Raw genomic sequence first — 13730 nt, 5'->3', positions numbered from 1 at the left:
AAAGAATAAAGCCTACAGGAGTGTTCCGAGTGAGCCGCCTGCTATTGAACTGCGACATCGGCGAGAGTTTCGGCAGCTGGACCATGGGTCTGGACGCAGAAATCATGCCCTTCATCGATTGCGCCAACATCGCCTGCGGTTTTCACGCCGGTGACCCGAGCATCATGCGCAAGACCGTCAGCCTGGCCCTCAGCCACGGTGTGCAAATTGGCGCGCATCCGGCCTATCAGGACCTGGTGGGGTTCGGCCGGCGTTCCATGGCCTATGCCACCCAGGAACTGCAAGACATCCTGCATTACCAGATCGGCGCCCTCGACGGCATCTGCCGGGCCCAGGGTGGCCGGGTCAGTTACGTCAAACCCCATGGCGCGATGTACAACGACATGATGGCCAACCCGGCCCAGTTACGCGCCGTGCTGCAAGCGGTGGCGTCCTATGACCGCAACCTGCCGTTGATGCTGATGGCAACCCGCGACAACAGCGCCGCCCAACAAATGGGCGATGAGTACGGCGTGACCCTGTGGTTCGAGGCCTTCGCCGATCGGGCTTACGACAGCGCCGGCAAGCTGGTCTCGCGACAACTGCCGGGAGCGGTGCATCACGACCCGGAAACCATCATCGAGCAGGCGCTGACCGTTGCCCGTGGCGGTCCGCTCACCGCCAGCGATGGCAGCGCCTTGCATTTGCAGGCCAACACCCTTTGCGTGCACGGCGACAACGCCAGTTCGGTCGCAGCCGTGCAACGCATCCGTGAAGCCTTGAACCGGCAGATCGCGTCATGAAGTTGCGGGTGGAAGTGGTGGCGCTGGATTGCCTGATGGTGCGCCTGTTCGATGAGATTGCCGAAGCCAACATGCCGTGGATGCTGGCGGCCAGCGAAAGTCTGCGCACGGCATTCGCCGGGCATCTGATCGATCTGGTGCCGTCCTACACGACCTTGATGGTGCATTACGACCTGACCGCGCTGAGTCCTGCCCAGGCCCGGGAATTGATTGCCGAAGCCTTGATCGACCTGTCGCCCAACGCGCATGCCCGCGGCCAATGTCATGTGTTGCCGGTGTGGTACGACTTGAGCGTCGGACCGGAGTTGAGCCTGCTGTCGCAGCGCAGCGGATTGGCGGTGGAGGAGGTGATCCGTCGGCACAGCGAGCGTGAATATCAGGTGTTCGCCCTGGGCTTTGCGCCGGGCTTCGCCTTCATGGGGCTGGTGGAAGAGGTGCTCGCCGCACCGCGCCTGAGCACGCCACGCAAGAAAGTCGCCGCCGGCAGTGTCGGCATCGCCGAACGGCAGACGGCGGCTTACCCGGTGGTGTCGCCGGGCGGCTGGAACCTGATCGGCCGCACGCCGGCCCGATTGTTCGATCGCAACCGTGACGGTTACAGCCTGATGCAGCCGGGCGATACGGTGCGCTTCGAAGCCGTCGGCCATGCCGAGTTCATTAACCTGGGCGGTGACGATACGCCTCTGGAGGCGCAGGTATGAGCCGTCTGATGATTGAAGCGAGCACGCCGTTGTGCCTGGTGCAGGATGCCGGTCGATTCGGCGTGCGGCATCTGGGCGTGACCCAGGGTGGCGCGGCCGATTGGCGTTCGATGTCCTGGGCCAACTGGCTGCTGGGCAACGGGCTGGACGCGCCGGTGATCGAAATCACCCTCGGTGGGTTTACCGTCGTGGCCGAGGAGGAATGCGTGCTGGCCTTGGCCGGAGCGAATCTCGGCGCGCAGGTAGACGGCGAGGCGCTGGCGCCGTGGCGCAGTTTCCGGTTGCACAAAGGCCAGCGTTTGCAATTCACCCAGCCGTTGCTTGGTGCCAGGGCCTATCTGGCGGCGCCGGGTGGTTTTGATGCGCCGAAGGTGTTGGGCAGTAGCGCGACGGTGGTCCGTGAGGAACTCGGCGGTCTGGATGGCATGGGCCATGCGCTGGGTAAAGGCGCGAGTTTGAGCTATTCGGGCAACTCGGTGATGTTGCTGCGCGAATTGACCGCAGATCAGCGGCCGGACCTGAACCTTGATACTCCGTTGGACCTGGTCCTCGGTGCACAGATCGGTGAATTCAGCGGGCAGAGTCTGTTCGACGCCTTCAACAGCGCGTGGAACCTCGACAGCCGTGCCGACCGGATGGGCATTCGCCTGTTGGGCACCGCGTTGCAGTATCAGGGCAAACCGATGATTTCCGAGGGGATACCGCTAGGTGCGGTGCAGGTGCCACCCGACGGGCAGCCGATCGTGTTGCTCAATGATCGGCAGACCATTGGCGGTTATCCGCGCCTGGGGGCATTGACGCCGTTGGCGCTGGCGCGATTGGCGCAGTGCTTGCCGGGGGCGTCCGTGCGGTTGCGGCCGGTGGTGCAGGATGTGGCGCATCGCGAGCAGATCGAATACCTGCGGCGCTTTTAACTGTGGCGAGGGGGCTTGCCCCCGTTGGGTTGCGAAGCGACCCCAAAACCTGCAACCGCGGTGTGTCAGAAACTCCGCATGCATTGGTTTTACGACTGCTGCGCAGCCGGACGGGGGCAAGCCCCCTCGCCACAGGGACCATGCGTTACTTGGAAAGAAACCGCATCCCTTCCTCCAACCCGCGAAGGGTCAGCGGATACATCTGGTCATCGATCAAATCCCGCACGATGTTGGTCGACGAGGTATAGCCCCAGGTGTCCTTCGGGTACGGATTGATCCAGATGAGCTTCTTGTACTTCTCCTTGAACCGCTGCATCCACACGTAACCGGCTTCTTCGTTCCAGTGCTCGACGCTGCCGCCCGCCTGGGTGATTTCGTAGGGCGCCATGGCCGCGTCACCGATGAAGATCACTTTGTAGTCGGCGCCGTATTTGTGCAGCAGGTCCATGGTCGAGGTGCGCTCGGAGGTGCGGCGCATGTTGTTCTTCCACACCGATTCATAAATGAAGTTGTGGAAGTAGAAGTACTCCAGATGCTTGAACTCGGTCTTGCAGGCCGAGAACAATTCCTCGCAGATCTTCACGTGGGCGTCCATCGAGCCGCCGATGTCGAACAGCAGCAACAGCTTGACGGTGTTGCGCCGTTCCGGGCGCATCTGGATGTTCAGCAGCCCGGCATCCTTGGCGGTGTGGTCGATGGTGCCATCGATGTCCAGCTCTTCCGCCGCACCCTGACGGGCGAACTTGCGCAGGCGGCGCAGGGCGACCTTGATGTTGCGGGTGCCCAGTTCGACCGAGTCGTCGAGGTTCTTGTATTCGCGCTGGTCCCAGACCTTGACCGCCTTGCCCTGGCGCTTGCCGGCGTCGCCGACCCGAATGCCTTCCGGGTTGAAACCACCGGAGCCGAACGGGCTGGTGCCGCCGGTGCCGATCCACTTGTTGCCACCGGCGTGGCGTTCCTTCTGTTCTTCGAGGCGTTTCTTGAACTCTTCGATCAGCTTGTCCAGGCCGCCGAGGGACTGGATCGCCGCGCGCTCTTCATCGGTCAGCGAACGCTCGAACTCCTTGCGCAGCCAGTCCTCGGGAATCAGCGCCTGCAGGTGGTCGTCGAGCTTTTCCAGGCCATTGAAGTAGGCACCGAACGCCCGGTCGAACTTGTCGAAATGCTTTTCGTCCTTCACCAGGATCGCCCGGGACAGGTAATAGAACTCGTCCATGTCGGCGAACGTCACGCGCTGTTTCAGCGCGTTGATCAGGTCCAGCAGTTCACGCACCGAGACCGGCACCTTGGCTGCGCGCATTTCATTGAACAGGTTGAGCAGCATGGCATCAGCCTCTTAGCGGGTGCCGCGACGGCTCATGAACGCCAGACGCTCCAGCAGTTGCACGTCCTGTTCGTTTTTCACCAGCGCACCGGCCAGCGGCGGGATGGCCTTGGTCGGATCGCGCTCGCGCAGCACCGCTTCGCCGATGTTGTCGGCCATCAACAGCTTCAGCCAGTCCACCAGTTCGGAGGTCGAAGGCTTCTTCTTCAGGCCTGGCACCTTGCGCACGTCGAAGAACACGTCCAGCGCTTCGCTGACCAGGTCCTTCTTGATGTCCGGGTAGTGCACATCGACGATCTTTTGCAGCGTAGTACGATCAGGGAAGGCGATGTAGTGGAAGAAGCAGCGGCGCAGGAAGGCGTCCGGAAGCTCTTTCTCGTTGTTGGAGGTAATGATGATGATCGGGCGCTTCTTGGCCTTGATGGTCTCGTCGATCTCGTAAACGTAGAACTCCATCTTGTCGAGTTCTTGCAACAGGTCGTTGGGGAACTCGATGTCGGCCTTGTCGATTTCGTCGATCAGCAGGATGACCCGTTCTTCGGATTCGAAGGCTTCCCAGAGCTTGCCCTTTTTCAGGTAGTTGCGCACGTCGTGGACTTTTTCGTTGCCCAGTTGCGAGTCGCGCAGGCGGCTGACCGCGTCGTACTCGTACAGGCCTTGATGGGCCTTGGTGGTGGACTTGATGTGCCAGGTGATCAGCTTGGCGCCAAAGGATTCGGCCAGTTGCTCGGCGAGCATGGTCTTGCCGGTGCCCGGTTCGCCCTTGACCAGCAACGGCCGCTCCAGGGTGATGGCGGCGTTGACCGCCAGCTTCAGGTCATCGGTGGCGACGTAGGCCTGGGTGCCTTCGAACTTCATCTGCTAATCCTCGAACGGTAACGCCGACCTGAACGAGGCAGGGCGGGGGGCGCAATAAAATGGTCAGCCCCGACTATAACGCGGGGCCCGGTCGACTGTGAACGCAGACGGCTTATTCAGTCTCTGAATGGGGCGTCACTTGGTGACTCAGCCTGCATCCGGCTTGGGCCGTTCATACCGCGCATTGAATGCCTGGATGAAACCGTTGCGTAAAATCTGCAAAAACGCCTGGAACGCGCTGATATCTTGCTGATGTACGTTGCCTTTGAGTTCGACCCGGGTCGCAAACTGGTTTTTGCCCTGGTTTTTCAACACGGTCTCGGTGCCGCCGACAAGGGCTTCCCAAATCGAGCGGAACAGCCCTTTGTCCTTGTTTTCCACGTCCTGCTGCCAGTTGAACACGTCGACATCGCGCAGCAACGGCTTGATATAGCCAGTCAGTCGCCCTTTGTCGGCTTTGGCTTCGATCACCACGTCGCCATGGCCGGCATTGAAGTCGAACTTGCCATAGGCCGCGGCGAAGTCGTTCATGCGCTTGAGTTCGATATCCCTGGCGCGCAAGCGAAACTCGAAGTCTTCGAAGTTGCTCAAGGGATCGAAAGTGGCCTGGGTTTCCAGCGGCGCGTGTCCCAGCAGCAGGGCCTTGCCTTCGAAGCGCGCATCACGCTTGCCTTGGGTGTCGACCACGTTGGTCAGGTTGAAAATACTGGCATCCACTTTTGTGGCGTTCATGTTCACGGGCGGTTTGGAATTGAAATTGCGAAAGCTGATCTTGCCGTCGCTGATCCGCACTTCGTTCAGGGTAATGGGCAGCAGTTTGCCTAACTGGGCGCGCCAGTCGGTGCCCTGGCCGGTCTGGGAGTTTTGCTTGTTGGCCCCGCCATCGACGAAATTGACCTCGGGATGGATGAACTGCACCTCGGCCACCACCGCGTGGTCGTACCACAGGGAGTGCCAACTGACCGAGAGGTCGATCAACGGCGCGTTGACGAAAGGCACCGGAACCTTGCCATCGATCTTGACGATTTTCAGTCCGTTGATTTTGTAGGCGCCGCGCCACAGGGCCAGGTCCACGTCGCTGATTTGGCCCCGGTAGTCGCCCATGTCCGCGAGCCGCTCATTAAGGTAGTTGCGCACCACATAGGGCAAAGCGATGTGTAGCGTGATCAGCAGCACAACGAGGCCGATGAGGGTCCACAGGGGCCAGCTGTATCGACGTTTCATGATGGCAAATCTCTGGCGGTCTAAAGCCATTGACTGCACTGATAAGCGGACGTTCGACCCGACTGGACGCCTGCGGGCAAGAGGCTTACCTTGATGCCCTATTTCAATGCTGTCGTTAAGGACCCAGCCATGAGCCGCATTTTCGCTGACAACGCCCACTCCATCGGCAATACGCCGCTGGTACAGATCAATCGCATTGCGCCGCGCGGTGTGACCATTCTGGCCAAGATCGAAGGGCGCAACCCCGGTTACTCGGTCAAGTGCCGGATCGGCGCGAACATGATCTGGGATGCCGAGAGTAACGGCAAACTCAAGCCGGGCATGACCATCGTCGAACCCACTTCCGGCAATACCGGCATTGGCCTGGCCTTCGTGGCCGCCGCCCGTGGCTACAAACTGGTGCTGACCATGCCGGCGTCCATGAGTATCGAACGCCGCAAGGTGCTAAAGGCACTGGGTGCCGAACTGGTATTGACCGAGCCGGCCAAAGGCATGAAAGGCGCGATCGAGAAAGCCGGCGAAATAGTTGCCAGCGACCCGTCGAAGTACTTCATGCCGGCGCAATTCGACAACCCGGCCAACCCGGCCATCCACGAAAAAACCACCGGCCCGGAAATCTGGAACGATACCGACGGCGCGGTCGATGTGCTGGTGGCAGGCGTCGGAACAGGGGGAACCATCACCGGGGTTTCACGGTATATCAAGAATACCCAGGGCAAACCGATTCTCTCGGTGGCGGTGGAGCCAGTGGTGTCGCCGGTGATTACCCAGGCCCTGGCCGGTGAAGAGATCAAGCCGAGCCCGCACAAGATCCAGGGCATCGGTGCCGGTTTTGTGCCGAAGAACCTCGATTTGTCGATTGTCGATCGGGTGGAGCTGGTCAGTGACGAGGAGTCCAAGGCCATGGCCTTGCGCTTGATGCAGGAAGAAGGAATCTTGTCCGGGATTTCCTGCGGCGCCGCCATGGCAGTGGCTGTTCGACTGGCGGAGACTCCGGAAATGCAGGGCAAGACCATCGTCGTGATCCTGCCTGACTCCGGTGAGCGTTATCTGTCGAGCATGCTGTTCAGTGATCTGTTTACCGAACAGGAGAATCAGCAGTAAGCGCTAAACATTGGCCGGTCGTGGCGGTGATGACTGAGGCGTTGTCGCTGGTTGCGACCTGTTGATCGGCTCCGGTTGAAGATGGATTTGCATCAGCCAGCGTTCAGGCTCCTCGTGTTATGAAATGTTTTGTTGCATATTCATTAACATTGAATGTTGAAAGTGCAGGTTTTTCACCTGGTCGCCAGTGTTTATCATGCCAGCAGCCACGTCCGCAATGGACGTGGCGCAGTAACGTTTATCTTCAAAGGAGTTGTTGATGACCTTATCGTTTGCCGCGAAGGCCTCGTTGTTGTTGCTGTTTCTTGGCAGCACCCTCTATGTGCATTTACGTGGCAAGGCGCGTCTGCCGGTATTGCGTCAGTTCGTCAATCATTCGGCACTGTTCGCCCCCTATAACGCCTTGATGTACCTGTTCTCCGGTGTGCCTTCGAAACCGTATCTGGATCGCAGCAAGTTCCCGGAACTGGATGTACTCAGGGACAACTGGGAGGTGATTCGCGACGAAGCGATGCACTTGTTCGACGAGGGGTATATCCGCGCGGCAGCAAAGAACAACGACGCCGGTTTTGGTTCGTTTTTCAAGAAGGGCTGGAAACGCTTCTATCTCAAGTGGTACGACAAACCACTGCCTTCTGCCGAAGCCCTGTGCCCGAGAACCGTGGAGCTGGTCAGCAGCATTCCCAACGTCAAGGGCGCCATGTTCGCGCTGTTGCCGGGCGGCAGCCATCTGAACCCGCATCGTGATCCGTTTGCCGGTTCCCTGCGTTATCACCTGGGCCTGTCCACCCCCAATTCCGATGATTGCCGCATCTTTGTCGACGGTCAGGTCTACGCCTGGCGCGATGGTGAGGACGTGATGTTCGACGAGACCTACGTGCACTGGGTCAAGAACGAAACGGAAAAGACCCGGGTCATCCTGTTCTGCGATATCGAACGTCCGCTGAGCAACCGCTTCATGACCCGCATCAATCGCAGCATCAGTGCCTGGCTGGGCCGTGCGACTGCACCGCAGAATCTTGATGACGAGCGCGTAGGAGGGATCAACAAAGCCTACGCCTGGAGCAAGAATTCCAGCGACAAATTCAGCGGCGTGGTCAAGCAGTGGAAGCGGCGCCATCCCAAGGCCTACCGCGTTCTGCGCCCGGTACTGGCGGTGGTGGTGCTGACGTTGTTGGGGTATTGGTTGTTCGGCTGAAGCCGGATAAAAAAACCGCTCGTTGTGAGCGGTTTTTTTATGGCGCTTCACGCAATCCCTGAATGCTCCTCCAACCGCACCAGGCAGGCTCTGTGCCGACTGCCGTTGCAATCCATGTCGTACGCTGGTTATAGTCGGCGCACAGTGAGTTTCCAACTCACTTTTTATCCCTCGAGCAAAGATCAGCCCAATGCCTGCATCCCTCATCAATGCGGTAGTCGATTCAGCGGTCAACGCTGGCGTCGTGCCGTGCGGGAATCAGCAGCCCGGGCAGATCAGTCAATACCCCCCACCTGTCAGTAGCACGCCGGTGTGCGCAGTCGTATCACCGCCAGGCGTTGGCATTTCGGGCTGATCAGCTGCTTTCTGCTGTTCCCCTGCCTGCCTGCCTGAAAAAAACTACTGAATTTCAGCTTTGGCTGAGTTGGCTTTTTGCCTGACTACAGGTGGTATTCATGTTTGTCCTTTCGAAAAAGTCCGCGCTCGCGGCGGCCTCCACGAGCCTGTTCGTCCTTCTGTGGAGCAGCGGGGCGATTTTCTCCAAATGGGGGCTGGCCCACGCGTCGCCCTTCGCCTTCCTGACGTTTCGTTTCGTCATCGCGCTTTGCGGTCTGGTGTTGCTGGTGCCGTTGCTCAAGCTGAAGCTGCCCAAGGGCGGCAAGCCGATGCTGTATGCGATGGCCACCGGCGTAGTGTTGTTGGGGGCCTACCAGATTTTCTATCTGCTGGCCCTCGACCTTAAAGTCACGCCCGGGGTGATGGCGACCATCATGGGCGTGCAGCCGATCCTCACCGTGGTGTTGGTGGAGCGCCAGCGTTCCTGGAGTCGCCTGTTCGGACTGGCCCTGGGCCTGACCGGGTTGATCATGGTGGTCTATCAGGGCATCGGCCTGGCCGGGATGTCGCTGGCCGGGATGCTGTTCGGCTTGCTGGCACTGGCGAGCATGACGTTCGGTTCGATCATGCAAAAACGCATCACTGAAAATCCACTCGGCACACTGCCGGTGCAGTACCTCGCCGGACTGCTGTTGTGCGGGATTTTCGTACCCTTCCAGCCGTTTCACTATGAGCACAACAGCGGCTTCATCCTGCCGGTGCTGTGGATGGGGCTGGTGGTGTCGGTGCTGGCGACGCTGTTGCTGTACCGCTTGATCGCCCGGGGCAATCTGGTGAACGTCACCAGTCTGTTTTACCTGGTGCCGGCGGTAACGGCGGTGATGGACTATCTGATTTTCGGTAACCGACTGGCGCTGCTGAGCCTGTTCGGCATGCTGTTGATCATCGTCGGTCTGGTGTTTGTGTTCCGTAAAACTGCGTAAACCCGAGAAGGCCTGGAGCTGCTCCAGGCCTTTTTCATTTGGCCAGTGCGTGTTCGGCCCGCACCGAATTCATGAACGCCTGCATCGCCGACGACTGAATGCGATGTCGCCGTGTAATAAGTCCATAGGGCGGCAGCCGTGCCTCGAACTTGATCGGCAGCACCGCGAGCAAATCCCGACCCGGATAATCCTCGACCACTGACACCGGCGTGACGCCGAGCATGTCGGTCTGCTGAATCAACGACAGCAAGGTCATGATCGACGTGGTTTCGACGATGCTGCTCGGAATATCGACTCGCGCGTTGTGGAACACCTGATTGATGATCGCGCGCATCGGGCTGGGCTGTTGTTGCAGTACCCAGGTCATGTTCTGCAGCTCTGCCCAACTCAACTGCGTGGCTTTGGCCAGTGGGTTCTGTGCGCCGGAAATCACGCACAGCGCTTCCTCGCCGAGGCTGTCGAACAGCAACTCTTCGGCCCGTGCTCCGGCCGGAATCCGGCCCAGCACGATATCCAGCTGATCCTGTAAAAGCGCCTGCACCAGCACGTCGCTGGTATCGACCTGAATGCTCATGGACAAGCGCGGATGGCTTTGTTTCAAGGTGGCGATGGTGCGCGTCAGCAGCCCCGAAGCCAATGCCGGAATGGCGCCGACCGCAACCCTTCCGAGGTTGCCGGATTGGAGCGCGACCAGTTCTTCGCGCATGCCACTGAGTTCGGCGAACACCATGCGTGCGTAGTAAATGACCGTTTCCCCGAACGGCGTGGAGCGCATGCCCCGGGGCAGACGTTCGAACAGTTCGACGCCCAACAGGTCTTCGGCTTCATGGAGCATTTTGGTCGCGGCAGGCTGGGTCATGCCGATGTGGTCGGCGGCGCGGCGCAGCGAGCCGAACTCCTGCAATGCCAACATCAACCGCAGTTGGCGCAGGCGCAGTCGGCTGTGGATCACGTTAGCTTCTGGAATTCGAACATCAGGAGTTCGGGTCATGGGCTCGACTCGCAAGAAGGACTGCGGCAAGCCTGACAAGAAATGCCAGGCGTTGCCAGCATTGCTGTGTCACAGCACCGATTTTGCCTTGGCGACGTGGGATTTGCGCAGGCCGATCAGGGTTTGTAGCACTTTGGAAATCAACGGCCAGAACAGCATCAGTAGCGCCGCCGTGGTCAGGCTGCCCACCAACGGGTTGGACCAGAAGATCCCCAGGTGCCCGTCGGAGAACAGCATGGACTGGCGGAAGGCATCTTCTGCCTTGTCACCCAGCACCGCCGCCAACACCAGTGGCGCAATCGGGTAGCCGAGTTTCTTGAACAGATAACCCAAGGCACCGAAACCCAGCATCAGCACCACGTCAAAGAACGAGTTGTGCACTGAGTAGGCACCGATGGCGCAGACCATGATGATGATCGGCGCGATGATCGAGAACGGGATGCGCAGGATCGAAGCGAACAGCGGCACGGTGGCCAGCACCACGATCAGGCTGACTACGTTACCCAGGTACATGCTGGCGATCAGGCCCCAGACAAAATCGTGTTGCTCGACGAACAGCGTCGGCCCCGGGTGCAGGCCCCAGATCATCAAGCCGCCGAGCATCACCGCAGCGGTCGCCGAACCAGGAATGCCCAAGGTCAGCATCGGCAGCAGGGCACTGGTGCCGGCCGCGTGGTCGGCAGTCTCTGGTGCGATCACGCCTTCGATTTCACCCTTGCCGAAGTTGTCGCGATTTTTCGAGAAACGTCGCGCCAGGCTGTAGCTCATGAACGATGCGGCGGTCGGGCCGCCAGGCGTAATACCCATCCAGCAACCGACCAGAGTGCTGCGCACAATCGTCCACCAGTAGCGCGGTAGTTTGGCCCAAGTGCGCAAAATCACCATCGGTGTGATCCGCGCATGCTCGCCACGAAATACCAAGCCTTCCTCGACGGTGCAGAGAATTTCACCGATACCGAACAGGCCGATCACCGCCACTTCGAAGCTGATGCCGGTCATCAGGGTCGGCTGGTCAAACGTCAGGCGCAGGTTGCCGGACACGGTGTCCATGCCGACGGCGGCCATGGCGAAACCGATCATCATCGCCACCACGGTTTTCAGCGGCGGGTTCTTGCTCATGCCAATGAAGGTGCAGAACGCCAACAGGTACACCGCGAAGAACTCCGGTGAACTGAAGGACATGGCGAACTCGGCAATCCGGGTCGACAGAAACGTCAGCAGCAACACACCGCACAAGGCGCCAATCAGCGCCGAGCTGAAGGCGGCAGTCAGGGCTTCGGCGGCGCGGCCTTCACGGGCCATCGGGTAACCGTCGAAGGTGGTTGCCACCGATGAGGGTTCACCGGGGATGTTGAACAGAATCGAGGTGATCGAGCCGCCGAACAGCGCGCCCCAATACATGCACGACAACAGGATGATCGCCGACACCGGCGACATGGTGAACGTCAGCGGTAGCAGCAACGCCACGCCATTGGGGGCACCGAGACCGGGCAATACGCCGACCAGAATGCCCAGCAGCACGCCGATCACCATCAGGCCGATATGGCCCGGCGTGAGGATCAGGTTCATGCCTTGCAGCAGGGAATCGAACTCGCTCATTTGAAGTTTCTCCCGGCCAGGGCAATCCAGTCGCCCATCGGGCCGGCATCCAGCGGCACTTTGAACCACAGCGCGAAAATCAGGTAACTGGCCAGCACCGCGCCAAGGGACACGCTGCCGATCATCCATTTGCCGTAAGGCTTGGCGCGGACCTTGTCACGCCACATGAACCAGGCGATGAAGCACGCCGACGCGATATAGATACCCGTCAAAGGCATGGCCCCGACGAACAGCGCAATGGGCACAAACACCGACATCACTTGCTTGAACGCGCTGCGGCTGACGAAGGCCACGCTCAGGGCCTGCCAGCGCACCAGCGCCAATATGCCGTTGGCGACGCTCGCGGCACTCAGCAACAGGCCGATGTAGAAGGGGAAGTAACCCGGCTCGGGGCCGGCATCCCCCCAGCCGATGCCTTGTTCGAGGCTACCGTACATCACCACAGCGCCAATCAAGGTGGTGAACACCGCCAGGCCGAGTTCGACCCAACGGGTGCCGACCAGCGCCGGTGAATCCGAAGAATGGGACATGAAACACCTCCAGCAGAAGGCGGCCGCCCGCAGGCGGGCGGCCACGGCAACATCAGTTTTTCAGCCAGCCGGCTTCTTTGAACACCGGGGTGACGCGGGCGGTGTCTTTTTCGATGTAGGCGGTCAGAGGCTCGCCTTCGAGGAAGGTCGGCACTAGCGCGTTCTGCTTCACGTAGGCCTTGAACTCATCGGTTTGGGTGACTTTGCGCATCAGCTCGACATAAAACGCCCGCTGTTCGGCGCTGATGTCTCCGGGCATGAATACGGTGCGCGGGAAGCGGTACTGATCGATGCCAAGACCTTGTTCGTGGCAGGTCGGAACATCGGCCCAGGATTTATCTCCGGCGACTTTTTCAGTGTAGGCCATGCGTTCTTTACTGAAGACGCAGAGCGGCTCGACCTGATCGCCACGCCATTGGCTGATGCTTTCGCTGGGGTTGTTGACGTTGGCGGCGATGTGCTTGCCAGCCAGTTGGGTCGCGGCTTCGCTGCCGCTTTTGAACGGGATGTACACCAGTTTGCTGTTGGTGGTCTGGTTCAGCAGCAGGGTCAGGGTCTGGTCGACGTCCTTGGACTGGCTGCCGCCCATGCGCAGGTTCGACGGATCGGCCTTGACCGCTTCGTAGAAGCCTTTGGCGTCCTTCCACGGGGCGTCTTTGTAGCTCCAGAGAATGAAGTCATCCTCGGCCACGGCGGCAATCGGTGTCAGTTCCTGCCATTGGTAGCCGAGCTTGGACACCAGGGGCAACAGGTAAATGTTGTTGGTGCCGATCACCAGTTTCTCGGCATCGCCCTTGTTTATCTTCATGTCGAGAAAGGCTTCGGCGCCGTTGCCGCCGCCCTTGTTGAGGACGATGGTGTTGACGTCGAGCAGCTTGTGGGTGGTGATGATCGACTGGATCAGGCGACCGAGCTGGTCAGTGCCGCCACCGGGGCCACCGGCCACGACGATTTCGACGTTCTTGTCTGGTTGCCAGGCGTAGGCGAGAGCGGGGAGGGCGGTGGCGGCGATCAGGGTACAGCCGAGAAACAGACGGGATGTGCGGCGGACGAATGCATTTCGCATGATGGAAGAGCCTCGTTTTGTGTTTTTGTAATTGTTATGAGCGACTTGTCTGCGCGGTAAAGCCGCAAGCCTGGGCTGAGTGTGGGAACGTGCCGTCGCCGCGTCTAGTCAAAACAATAC

13 protein-coding genes are annotated in these 13730 nt (G+C 60.0%); 6 read left to right on the top strand and 7 right to left on the bottom strand.

Annotation, left to right across the window (positions count from 1 at the left end):
* The first annotated feature begins 29 nt into the window (after nucleotides 1-29).
* Genes KGA88_RS12735 through KGA88_RS12725 form a run of 3 tightly spaced genes read left to right on the top strand, consistent with a single transcriptional unit; the run spans nucleotide 30 to nucleotide 2397 of the window.
* Nucleotides 30-782, top strand: coding sequence for a 5-oxoprolinase subunit PxpA (locus tag KGA88_RS12735; RefSeq protein WP_110662042.1), 753 nt, complete (start codon nucleotides 30-32; stop codon nucleotides 780-782).
* Nucleotides 779-1483, top strand: coding sequence for a 5-oxoprolinase subunit PxpB (pxpB, locus tag KGA88_RS12730; RefSeq protein ID WP_223591414.1), 705 nt, complete (start codon nucleotides 779-781; stop codon nucleotides 1481-1483). Before KGA88_RS12735 ends, pxpB begins: the two co-directional genes overlap by 4 nt.
* Entirely contained in the window at nucleotides 1480-2397 is a 918-nt protein-coding gene (locus KGA88_RS12725) for a biotin-dependent carboxyltransferase family protein (RefSeq protein WP_223591412.1), read from the top strand. The genes pxpB and KGA88_RS12725 overlap by 4 nt, the downstream gene beginning before the upstream one ends.
* Before the next feature lie 145 nt (nucleotides 2398-2542).
* Here the strand turns inward: KGA88_RS12725 and KGA88_RS12720 are convergent, their stop codons facing one another.
* The 3 genes from KGA88_RS12720 to KGA88_RS12710 form a co-directional block, all read right to left on the bottom strand.
* Nucleotides 2543-3721, bottom strand: coding sequence for a vWA domain-containing protein (locus KGA88_RS12720; protein WP_110658508.1), 1179 nt, complete (start codon nucleotides 3719-3721; stop codon nucleotides 2543-2545).
* A gap of 12 nt (nucleotides 3722-3733) precedes the next feature.
* A complete protein-coding gene (locus KGA88_RS12715) occupies nucleotides 3734-4579 on the bottom strand; it encodes an AAA family ATPase (RefSeq protein ID WP_007911294.1) in 846 nt (281 codons plus the stop codon).
* Nucleotides 4580-4726: 147 nt separating this feature from the next.
* A complete protein-coding gene (locus KGA88_RS12710; protein WP_223591410.1) occupies nucleotides 4727-5803 on the bottom strand; it encodes a DUF748 domain-containing protein in 1077 nt (358 codons plus the stop codon).
* A gap of 129 nt (nucleotides 5804-5932) precedes the next feature.
* Between KGA88_RS12710 and cysK the strand changes: the two genes are divergently transcribed.
* The 3 genes from cysK (at nucleotide 5933) to KGA88_RS12695 (ending at nucleotide 9424) form a co-directional block, all read left to right on the top strand.
* Nucleotides 5933-6907 (top strand): cysteine synthase A, encoded by a 975-nt coding sequence (cysK, locus tag KGA88_RS12705; RefSeq protein WP_110658510.1) that lies wholly within the window; start codon nucleotides 5933-5935, stop codon nucleotides 6905-6907.
* A 259-nt stretch (nucleotides 6908-7166) separates the two neighbouring features.
* Nucleotides 7167-8105 (top strand): aspartyl/asparaginyl beta-hydroxylase domain-containing protein, encoded by a 939-nt coding sequence (locus KGA88_RS12700; RefSeq protein ID WP_223591408.1) that lies wholly within the window; start codon nucleotides 7167-7169, stop codon nucleotides 8103-8105.
* A gap of 455 nt (nucleotides 8106-8560) precedes the next feature.
* On the top strand, nucleotides 8561-9424 hold the full coding sequence (locus tag KGA88_RS12695; protein ID WP_223591406.1) for a DMT family transporter: 864 nt from the start codon (nucleotides 8561-8563) through the stop codon (nucleotides 9422-9424).
* Nucleotides 9425-9458: 34 nt separating this feature from the next.
* Here KGA88_RS12695 and KGA88_RS12690 read toward each other — a convergent pair whose 3' ends face one another.
* The 4 genes from KGA88_RS12690 to KGA88_RS12675 form a co-directional block, all read right to left on the bottom strand.
* Nucleotides 9459-10415: a LysR family transcriptional regulator gene (locus KGA88_RS12690; protein ID WP_110658513.1), complete on the bottom strand. Its 957-nt coding sequence runs from the start codon at nucleotides 10413-10415 to the stop codon at nucleotides 9459-9461.
* Between the two features lie 69 nt (nucleotides 10416-10484).
* A complete protein-coding gene (locus KGA88_RS12685) occupies nucleotides 10485-12014 on the bottom strand; it encodes a tripartite tricarboxylate transporter permease (protein WP_110658514.1) in 1530 nt (509 codons plus the stop codon).
* Nucleotides 12011-12544, bottom strand: coding sequence for a tripartite tricarboxylate transporter TctB family protein (locus KGA88_RS12680; RefSeq protein ID WP_110658515.1), 534 nt, complete (start codon nucleotides 12542-12544; stop codon nucleotides 12011-12013). The genes KGA88_RS12685 and KGA88_RS12680 overlap by 4 nt, the downstream gene beginning before the upstream one ends.
* 52 nt (nucleotides 12545-12596) lie before the next feature.
* The gene (locus tag KGA88_RS12675; protein ID WP_223591404.1) at nucleotides 12597-13610 is read right to left on the bottom strand and encodes a Bug family tripartite tricarboxylate transporter substrate binding protein; all 1014 of its coding nucleotides are present in this window, start codon (nucleotides 13608-13610) and stop codon (nucleotides 12597-12599) included.
* Nucleotides 13611-13730: the final 120 nt, after the last annotated feature.

The sequence above is a fragment of the Pseudomonas sp. A-R-19 genome (genome assembly GCF_019956575.1).
Taxonomy (GTDB): domain Bacteria; phylum Pseudomonadota; class Gammaproteobacteria; order Pseudomonadales; family Pseudomonadaceae; genus Aquipseudomonas.
Note: the sequence above shows the minus strand (reverse complement) of the source record. Positions and strands in the feature narration are given on the sequence as shown.

What these genes read in the sequence shown, in the direction of transcription:
- pxpB (WP_223591414.1), top strand. Translation starts at nt 779, where the DNA reads ATGAAGTTGCGGGTGGAAGTGGTGGCGCTGGATTGCCTGATGGTGCGC.
- KGA88_RS12725 (WP_223591412.1), top strand. Translation starts at nt 1,480, where the DNA reads ATGAGCCGTCTGATGATTGAAGCGAGCACGCCGTTGTGCCTGGTGCAG.
- KGA88_RS12720 (WP_110658508.1), bottom strand. Translation starts at nt 3,721, where the DNA reads ATGCTGCTCAACCTGTTCAATGAAATGCGCGCAGCCAAGGTGCCGGTC.
- KGA88_RS12715 (WP_007911294.1), bottom strand. Translation starts at nt 4,579, where the DNA reads ATGAAGTTCGAAGGCACCCAGGCCTACGTCGCCACCGATGACCTGAAG.
- KGA88_RS12710 (WP_223591410.1), bottom strand. Translation starts at nt 5,803, where the DNA reads ATGAAACGTCGATACAGCTGGCCCCTGTGGACCCTCATCGGCCTCGTT.
- cysK (WP_110658510.1), top strand. Translation starts at nt 5,933, where the DNA reads ATGAGCCGCATTTTCGCTGACAACGCCCACTCCATCGGCAATACGCCG.
- KGA88_RS12700 (WP_223591408.1), top strand. Translation starts at nt 7,167, where the DNA reads ATGACCTTATCGTTTGCCGCGAAGGCCTCGTTGTTGTTGCTGTTTCTT.
- KGA88_RS12695 (WP_223591406.1), top strand. Translation starts at nt 8,561, where the DNA reads ATGTTTGTCCTTTCGAAAAAGTCCGCGCTCGCGGCGGCCTCCACGAGC.
- KGA88_RS12690 (WP_110658513.1), bottom strand. Translation starts at nt 10,415, where the DNA reads ATGACCCGAACTCCTGATGTTCGAATTCCAGAAGCTAACGTGATCCAC.
- KGA88_RS12685 (WP_110658514.1), bottom strand. Translation starts at nt 12,014, where the DNA reads ATGAGCGAGTTCGATTCCCTGCTGCAAGGCATGAACCTGATCCTCACG.
- KGA88_RS12680 (WP_110658515.1), bottom strand. Translation starts at nt 12,544, where the DNA reads ATGTCCCATTCTTCGGATTCACCGGCGCTGGTCGGCACCCGTTGGGTC.
- KGA88_RS12675 (WP_223591404.1), bottom strand. Translation starts at nt 13,610, where the DNA reads ATGCGAAATGCATTCGTCCGCCGCACATCCCGTCTGTTTCTCGGCTGT.